This window comes from Pseudomonas sp. 5Ae-yellow (assembly GCF_014077575.1).
Lineage (GTDB): Bacteria > Pseudomonadota > Gammaproteobacteria > Pseudomonadales > Pseudomonadaceae > Halopseudomonas > Halopseudomonas neustonica.
The window spans coordinates 1-8,597 of the sequence record NZ_JACGWE010000072.1; the positions used below are offsets into that span (position 1 = coordinate 1).

Consider the following 8,597-nt stretch of genomic DNA (forward strand, 5'->3'; position numbering starts at 1 on the left):
ATACAGATAAACTTTCTTCACCTTGGCGCCAGGCCGCATCATGATTTAAACCTCCGGAAGGAATCAGGGAGGCCAGCATGGCGATGTGGGCGTGGCGGTTCCAGGTGAGGTTTATGGATCGCTTACGGAAGAACGAGATATCAGGTTTGTCGTAACGGGTAAAGTTAACGCCTATATCGATGAGCAAATGATACGCAGGGCGATCTCTAACGTGATCAGTAATGCCTTGCGTTATACGTCAGATAATGAACAGATAGTGGTCAGCCTTTCTAAACTAGGGCAGTTCGCAAGAATTGAGATAGCCAATCCGGGGGAGGCAATTGCACCTGAACACCTAGAACGTTTATTTGATCGGTTCTATCAAGCTGATCCGTCTCGAACTAAAGGCAGTTCTGGAAGTGCTGGCAGCGCTGGGTTGGGTTTGGCTATAACCCTCTCGATTGCAAATGCCCATGGCGGTACAGCCTGGTGTTCTTCAGTGCAGGGAGTCCCCCGATTTTTCTTGGAGTTGTCTTTGGATAATGTGGAACCTAAGGAAAACTGAGTTATGAATTTTCTCCGAGGTTCCACTGACGGGGCATCTCTGGTCTTTGTTTACGTGCTTACAGCTTGATAACCCTCAGTCGCAAAGCATTAGTAATCACACTGACCGAAGACAACGACATAGCCGCCGCCGCAATGATTGGCGACAGCAGAATGCCGGTAAATGGGTACAAAAGTCCTGCCGCAACCGGTATTCCTGCAGCGTTGTAAACGAAGGCGAAAAACAGATTCTGGCGGATATTGCGCATCGTAGCGCGTGACAATTTCCGCGCTTCAACAATGCCCATCAGATCACCACGCAGCAGCGTAATGCCTGAACTTTCAATGGCCACATCCGTGCCGGTGCCCATGGCGATACCGACGTCTGCGGTGGCCAGGGCGGGTGCATCGTTCACACCATCGCCAGCCATTGCCACAATACGCCCTTCATCCTTGAGACGCTGGACGATCTTGCCCTTGTCTTCGGGCAGCACTTCCGCTTCTACCTCATCGATGTGGAGTTTGCGGGCTACAGCCTCGGCGGAGGTGCGATTGTCGCCCGTCAGCATGACCACGCGAACGCCTTCCTTTTGTAACGCGGCAATAGCCGCTGCGGTGGTCTCCTTGACCGGATCGGCGATCGCAAGTACTCCACAGATCTTCCCGTCCACTGCGGCAAAAATGACCGTAGCTCCGTCCTTGCGCAGCTCGTCTGCTTCTTTGTCAAAAGCGGAGGTATCGACATCCTCAGACTCCATGAGTAACCGATTACCGAGCAGGACCCGTTTGCCATCGATCTTGCCCGTTACTCCTTTACCATTAGGGGAGTCGAAATCCTCGGCATCGGAGAGCTTCAGCTCCATGGCCTTGGCTTTCTCGAGAATGGCATGTGCCAGCGGATGTTCACTGCCTTTTTCAAGACCAGCGGCGTAGCGCATCAGATCTTCGTCGCTGAAGCCGTCTGCCGTCACCAGCTGGGTCACCTGCGGCTTGCCTTCGGTCAGTGTGCCGGTTTTATCCACCACGACCGTATCTACTTTCTCCATGCGCTCGAGGGCTTCCGCGTCACGGATCAGCACCCCAATCTGAGCGCCACGGCCAACACCCACCATGATCGACATGGGTGTTGCCAAACCAAGGGCGCAGGGGCAGGCAATAATCAATACACTCACCGCAGCAATCAGCCCAAAAGCCATTGGCGGCGAAGGTCCGTATATTGACCAGACGACAAACGCAATGACGGCGATGACGATGACCGCTGGCACGAACCAGCCAGCCACTTTGTCGGCCAGGCCTTGAATTGGCGCTCGACTGCGCTGGGCGCTAGCCACCATCTGCACTATCTGGGACAGCATCGTATCGCGGCCTACCTTGTCGGCGCGCATAATGAAACTGCCCTGCTGATTGATGCTGCCACCGACCACTTGGCTGCCTGCTTTTTTGCTGACTGCCAAAGGCTCTCCCGTCACCATGGACTCATCCACATTGGAGCTGCCTTCAAGGACTTCACCATCCAGTGGCACCTTGTCGCCAGGGCGCACTCGGAGGCGGTCGCCGACTTTTACCTGCTCGAGTGCCACATCGGACTCCTCGCCCTCTTCACCCAGCTTCCTTGCGGTTGCTGGGGCAAGATCCAGCAAAGCCTTGATGGCGCCGGAGGTTTTCTCCCGGGCCCGCAGTTCCAGTACCTGCCCGAGCAACACCAGCACGACAATGACGGCAGCAGCCTCGAAATATACCGCGACCGATCCGTCATCCTGGCGGAAGGCGCCGGGGAAAATCTGCGGCATCAATGTTGCGACCAGGCTATACAACAATGCAACGCCGGTACCGATGGAAATCAGCGTGAACATATTCAGGTTACGGGTGATAACAGATTTCCATCCCCGAACAAAGAACGGCCAGCCGCAATAAACGACCACTGGGGTGGCCAGTAGCAGCTGAATCCAGTTGGATATTTGCGGCGACACGATGTGATCAAGCCCCGTCAGGTGACCGCCCATCTCAAGCAGAAATACCGGAAGCGTTAAAACAAGACCGATCCAGAATCGGTGTGTCATATCAGTGAGTTCTGCGGAGGGCCCGTCATTCAGACTGACTTCTTCAGGCTCCAGGCCCATGCCGCAGATGGGACAATCACCGGGGCCTTGCTGACGGATCTCGGGGTGCATCGGGCAGGTGTACATGGTGCCGGGTGCTACCGTTTCTGCCTCGGCACTCTTTTCGCCGAGGTACTTCTGTGGATCGTCTTCAAACTTTGACTGGCATCTGGAAGAGCAAAAATACCAGCTCTTGCCTGCATGCTGGCTGCGATGTTCTGCCGTATGAGGATCGACCGACATGCCGCAAACAGGGTCTTTTACAGCGTTTTCGCCGCGGCTTTCATGATCATGATGATCGTGCTGGTGATCACTCATTGCCTGCTCCTGCTTTATTCGCAGGCCAGTCGGCAAAAGCGATAAAGTACAACAAAACCAGATTGACCATAGGAACCAGCATCAACAGTCCCAGCCAGCCCGGATATCCAGTGCGTCGGCATATTCGCCAGACCGGCGCAACGACGACGATGGCTATCACTACCATCCACAGCCAATGCCCGGCCCACATGGTGTTACCTGACATGCTCTCGTTGATCATGGTGTTGACCTCCTTTTCAAATCGTAGATATCAATGGTGGTCTGCGTGAGTATTCTCATCGTCCACCGTTTTTTTCCGTGCTGACGATGTCAGGAATAATTGCGCTGCAACCGCAATAACAATCATGGTGACTACGGCCACGCCTATCACGAAAGGGTCAGAGTTCAGTTTGACCCAGACAAAGCCGCCCAAAGCCGTCAGATCCAGAATGATCGCTGTGCCCGGTACCCATATTGACGCTTTCACATCCTTACGTAAATACCGTAATACCCCCCAATGAAGGGCGATATCCATAAACAGGTAGAAAATAATCCCGAGGGCCGCAATCCGAGAAAGATCAAAAAAAGCGGTCAGAATCAGACCCAGCACCACCGTATAGACGAGTGTGTGCTTTTGAATGCTGCCCGGCATGCCGAAGTGGCTATGCGGTACTAAATTCATTTCAGTCAACATAGCCAGCATGCGAGACACCGCAAATATGCTTGCGAGTATGCCGCCTGCGGTAGCCATCATGGCGATAGCGACTGTGAACCACACACCGTACTCACCGAGGGCGGGGCGTGCTGCTGCGGCTAAGGAATAATCCCGACTGTCAATGATCTCGGAGAGTGACAGGTTGCTGGCGACCGCAAAGCCTACCAGCGTGTAGATCACCACGCAGGCGGCTATGGAAATCACGATGGCGCGGCCAACGTTGCGATGAGGATCCTTCACTTCGGATCCGCTGTTAGCGATCGTGGTGAAACCTTTGAACGCCAGAATGCCCAAAGCTGTTGCCCCCAGAAAGTTGCCAGCAACCCCGGCTTCTCCGGTGCTGGAAAAGTCGACGGCAAGACTATCGGCTAACCAGACACCCACCAATCCAATGATTAAAATGCCACCGATCTTCAACACGCCGATCAAGGACGCCACGCCCTGAATCATACGGTTGCCCAGCAGGTTGATCAGAAATGCCACCAGAATGAGTGATACCCCGAGAACCGGCACCATAAGTCCACTGTCATCGCCGCCAAACAACTGCATCGTATAGGAGCCAAAGGTGCGCGCAAGAAAGCTCTGGGCGATCACCATCGAAAAATACATTAGCAGGGCGTTGAAAGCTGTCGGTAAATGGTCACCGTAGGCTTTGTACAGGTACATACCTATGCCGCCGGCGGACGGATAGGCGTTAGATATTTTGACATAGGAATATGAGCTAAACGAAACAATCACCGCCGCAGCCAGAAAAGCCAGCGGGAATAGCGCGCCTGTCATCTCCGCCATCTGTCCAGTAAGCGCGAAAATACCGGCGCCAATCATGACACCGGTTCCCAGCATTACCGTACCTGACAATGTCAGGCTGCCCTCTTTGTAACGCGTGGTCCTATCCCGCTCCGTGCTCATACAGCCTCCTGTAACAGACAATCCGACATTACTTACGTCATTTGTCACAACTCAAATCAAATGAGGAAAACGAGCCCAGGGACGCTTCCCCGAGGCCCGTTGAATCGATTAGAAAGAAAGTCTTGCGCCAATGACAGCAAACCATTGTTCGGTACCAGCTCCATCGGCTCTGGCAAAGTCAGCAGAGTCGCCGTACTTGCGTTCATGCACGACGCCAACGTAAGGCGAAAATGAACGGTCAATAAGGTCGTAGCTCAGTCGCAATCCCGTTTCAGTGGATACCAAGCCTTTGCCCACTCCGATTTCCCTGTCTTCGCTGAACGCCATTGTTGCATCTAAAGAAGCAGTGAGTATCCAGTAGTTTGTCAATAGCAACTCATATTCCGCATCGAGTTCGGTGGAGGTGTCTCCATCCTTGCTGACGTAGAAGTTGGCATCAATCTCAAACCACTGAGGCGCCAGGCCGGCAATACCCAGAACAGCATAGGTGCGGTCTGGACCTTCCGGGGTGTCGAACCGAATTCCTGCTTTGGCATCGAAAAAAGTAGAAATAGGCACTTGGCCAACTATCTGATTCTCAAGCCCTTCATAAGCCTGCTCTTCGATGGCGTACTCGCCGCTTGTGAGCCAGCGAAATTTCAGTTCATCTGTACCGTAGAAAAAATCCCCATTCCAGGTAGCCAACTCTTCGCCGTCATCGCTGTAGCGGTATTCAAGCTCTTCGAGCTGAGCGCCCCATATCTTCAGGGACTCCTTGCGTGGAGTTGTGTCCTGTCTGCGCTCTTGAGCAAAACTCAGCGAGGGCATCATCACCAGCCCGGCTAGAGTGGTCACAGCTAAAGACTTTAAAAAACTCATGCCCCACCTCCCACTTTGACCGATTGCTCGCTCACGGCTGCCGCTGGAGTCTCAGGGCCACCTTCGACAATAATCTTGCGGAACATTCCCGTTGCTGCGTGGTATGACAGGTGGCAATGGAAGGCCCACTGTCCAGGTGCATCCACTTCGGTTTCCATATAGACCGTGGTGCCCGGCTGTACGCTGACCGTGTGCTTGACAGGGTTCAACTGACCAGCGCCCACATCCAGAATGGACCACATGCCATGCAGGTGCATCGGGTGAGTCATCATTGTTTCGTTGACGAACTTGAAGCGTACTCTTTCGCCATATTGCAGCCGAATGGGATCGGCATCTTCATATTTGACGCCGTTAATGCTCCAGATATAGCGCTCCATGTTCCCGGTAAGACGCAGTTCAATTTCCCGGGTGGCCTCACGTTCCTCAAAGAGTGGTTTCTGAGCTTTCAAATCGGCATAAGACAGGAATTTGCCGCCATTGGCCGCTACTGGGAGTAGTCCACTACCTTTTGCATAGAAAGGATCGCTGACACTCCCGTCATCCATAGCCATCTTGGAGTGATCCATACCTTCCATGCCGGATTGCTTCATGCCAGCCATCTTGGAGTGGTCCATACCTTCCATGCCGGATTGGTTCATTCCAGCCATCTTGGAGTGGTCCATACCTTCCATGCCGGATTGCTTCATGCCAGCCATCTTGGAGTGGTCCATACCTTCCATGCCGGATTGGCTCATGCCAGCCATCTTGGAGTGGTCCATACCTTCCATGTCGGATTGGTTCATGCCAGCCATCTTGGAGTGATCCATACCCTCCATATCGGGTTGATCCATCCCAGCCATACTCCCGTGATCCATGCCTGCCATGCCCTCCATTTCGCCCATGTCTGCCATGGTTAAAAGCGGTGGCTCACGTAGCGAAGGAACAGGCGCTTCAAGACCTTCTTTCGTCGCAAGCGTTGCACGAGCAAAGCCTGATCGGCCCATAGATTCGGCAAAAATCGTGTATGCTTCAGCGGTTTTTGGTCGCACGAGAACGTCATAAGTTTCCGCTACACCAATGCGGAACTCATCTACGGTGACTGGCTGCACATTGTTACCGTCCGCCTGTACAACGGTCATTTCAAGTCCGGGAATCCGCACATCAAAGTAGGTCATGGCTGATGAGTTGATAAACCGCAAACGAATTCGTTCGCCCGGCTCAAACAGGCCTGTCCAGTTTTGATCAGGGCCTTTCCCATTGATCATGCCGGTAAAGCCTTGCACATCCTCCACATCGACTTTCATCATACGCATGTCACCCCACATCATTCGATCCTTGAGGGTGGCCAGAAAACCTTTTTCGCTCGCATCTTCGGCAAAATCTCCAACGGTCAACTGCTGGCGATTGTAATAGTCTGCCATCATTTTGAGATTGCGCATGATGCGATCCCCGGAATGTGGGTGCTTATCTGTTAATTGAACAACGTAGTCACGATCATATCGGTATGGTTCACGACCCTCAGGTTCGATGACAATAGCTCCAAACGCGCCATCGGGTTCCTGGAAGCCAGAGTGGCTATGAAACCAGTAGGTTCCCGATTGAATAATAGGGAAGTTATAGGTGAAGGTTTCACCTGGCTTGATGCCTGTAAAGCTGATGCCTGGTACACCATCCTGCTTGAATGGAAGAATCAGTCCGTGCCAATGAATGGACGTCATCTCGTCCAAATTATTGGTAACGTTAATCGAGACTTCTTCGCCTTCCTTGAAACGCAACACCGGCCCCGGTGATGCACCGTTGTAACCAATGCCTTCTTTGACGAAGTCGCCGGTATCGATCTGTATTCGATCAACGGTAAGGTTGTACTCGCCTGCAAACACGATTGCCGGCATCATTAGACCAAATGCACTGGCTAAAAAACGTAATTTCATAGCATAAAGCTCCAAAATTCAGGATGTGCCCTGTACGTGCGCTAATCAGTTGAAATTGACATTGCCATACATCCCCGATTGGTAATGGCCAGGTACATTGCACGCGAATTCGATGTCGGCTTTGTCACTAAACTTCCAGACCAATTCTTTGCTTTCGCCGGGTTCGAGCAGAATGCTGTTGGGGTCATCGTGCTTCATGGATTGGCCGTCGCCCATGTCCATGCTCATCATCCCGCGATTAAGTTTGCCGCCTTGAATCACGCCGTGCTCAACCATTTTCACCATTTCTTTTTGGTGACCTTCATGCATGGCTGGTGTGCCGATATTAAACTCGTGAACCAAGTTGCCTTTGTTTTCCACGACAAAGCGCACGGTTTCACCTGACTTTACCGCGATCGATTCTGGTTCGTAATAGTTATCGTACATTGCAACGGTGATAGTCCGACTTGCCTCGGACGGCTTTCCAGCTTCACCGCTCTTGGATGCATGACCGTCGCCATGGGCTCCGGCCCCCAATGCGGTAACAGATACAAACATTGCCAATGCGGCGATTAAAGGTTTAATCAATTTCATGGATTGCTCTCCAGTATCACGATTCATAAAAGGTGTAGTGCTCTGTTGATAGCGATGAGTAGAGTCTATTCTTCGCTTAAGTACGCCATCATACTGAAGGTGTCTTACCATAGCCTGAGCCAAAGTTTACAAATTTGTAATGTTTTAGGTATTTCAGAAAAGCCAAGACAACGATAAAGCGATTTTAAAGGATGTAATCAAGGAAAATACTGTTTATTACATTTATGTAATGTTGCTGTCAGCTTAATGTTATTTTCGCCAGGTATAATGATTTTATAAGAACGCGTGAAAATAAATGCAAGGAACAATTTATGAACAAGGGAAAACTCCTCTTTTCCATTCTCGCCTTAGGCATGGGCTCGGGTGGTGTGGCTGCTGCTGACCAAGCAGATGGTTTCGTCGAAGGCAGTAGTCTGAATATCACTAACCGCAATTTCTATTTCAATCGTGATTCTCGGAACGGCCAGTCCACCCCGTTAGCCAATGGATATTCAGAAGAGTGGGCTCATGCTGTGATTGGGGAGTTTCAATCCGGATTCACTCGTGGAACCGTTGGTTTTGGTATTGACGCGTTTGCCATGCTGGGACGGTGGTCTCAAGGACCAAGTGCAACAACTGAGATAGAGTGTTGCCATGAGAACCTATACGCATTTAACCACTGACGAACGGGTCGCCTTGATGCTGATGCAAGGCCAAGGATTGAGCCTACGCTCC

At 52.0% G+C, this 8,597-nt stretch carries 8 protein-coding genes and 1 pseudogene; 2 read left to right on the forward strand and 7 right to left on the reverse strand.

Annotated elements, in window-relative coordinates:
• Positions 1-187 (reverse strand): hypothetical protein (locus H4J77_RS20035; RefSeq protein ID WP_259364931.1); only part of this gene is annotated, 187 nt, incomplete at its 3' end.
• Positions 188-211: 24 nt separating this feature from the next.
• Here H4J77_RS20035 and H4J77_RS18820 point away from each other — a divergent pair.
• Entirely contained in the window at positions 212-544 is a 333-nt protein-coding gene (locus H4J77_RS18820; protein WP_310735014.1) for an ATP-binding protein, read from the forward strand.
• A gap of 58 nt (positions 545-602) precedes the next feature.
• Here the strand turns inward: H4J77_RS18820 and H4J77_RS18825 are convergent, their stop codons facing one another.
• The 6 genes from H4J77_RS18825 to H4J77_RS18850 all read right to left on the reverse strand — a co-directional run bounded on the left by H4J77_RS18825 (position 603) and on the right by H4J77_RS18850 (position 7,883).
• Positions 603-2,939, reverse strand: a complete 2,337-nt coding sequence (locus H4J77_RS18825) for a heavy metal translocating P-type ATPase (protein ID WP_123891452.1) — start codon at positions 2,937-2,939, stop codon at positions 603-605.
• Complete coding sequence (locus tag H4J77_RS18830; protein ID WP_123891451.1) at positions 2,932-3,159, reverse strand: hypothetical protein; 228 nt, start codon at positions 3,157-3,159, stop codon at positions 2,932-2,934. The genes H4J77_RS18825 and H4J77_RS18830 overlap by 8 nt, the downstream gene beginning before the upstream one ends.
• Positions 3,160-3,189: 30 nt before the next feature.
• Positions 3,190-4,542 (reverse strand): APC family permease, encoded by a 1,353-nt coding sequence (locus tag H4J77_RS18835; protein WP_182249961.1) that lies wholly within the window; start codon positions 4,540-4,542, stop codon positions 3,190-3,192.
• Between the two features lie 108 nt (positions 4,543-4,650).
• Positions 4,651-5,400, reverse strand: coding sequence for a copper resistance protein B (locus H4J77_RS18840; RefSeq protein ID WP_123891449.1), 750 nt, complete (start codon positions 5,398-5,400; stop codon positions 4,651-4,653).
• Positions 5,397-7,310 (reverse strand): copper resistance system multicopper oxidase, encoded by a 1,914-nt coding sequence (locus H4J77_RS18845; RefSeq protein ID WP_123891448.1) that lies wholly within the window; start codon positions 7,308-7,310, stop codon positions 5,397-5,399. Before H4J77_RS18845 ends, H4J77_RS18840 begins: the two co-directional genes overlap by 4 nt.
• A gap of 45 nt (positions 7,311-7,355) precedes the next feature.
• The gene (locus tag H4J77_RS18850; protein WP_123891447.1) at positions 7,356-7,883 is read right to left on the reverse strand and encodes a plastocyanin/azurin family copper-binding protein; all 528 of its coding nucleotides are present in this window, start codon (positions 7,881-7,883) and stop codon (positions 7,356-7,358) included.
• Positions 7,884-8,194: 311 nt separating this feature from the next.
• Between H4J77_RS18850 and H4J77_RS18855 the strand changes: the two are divergent.
• A pseudogene (locus H4J77_RS18855) lies at positions 8,195-8,470 on the forward strand (OprD family outer membrane porin); the annotation flags it as partial.
• Positions 8,471-8,597 lie beyond the last annotated feature (127 nt).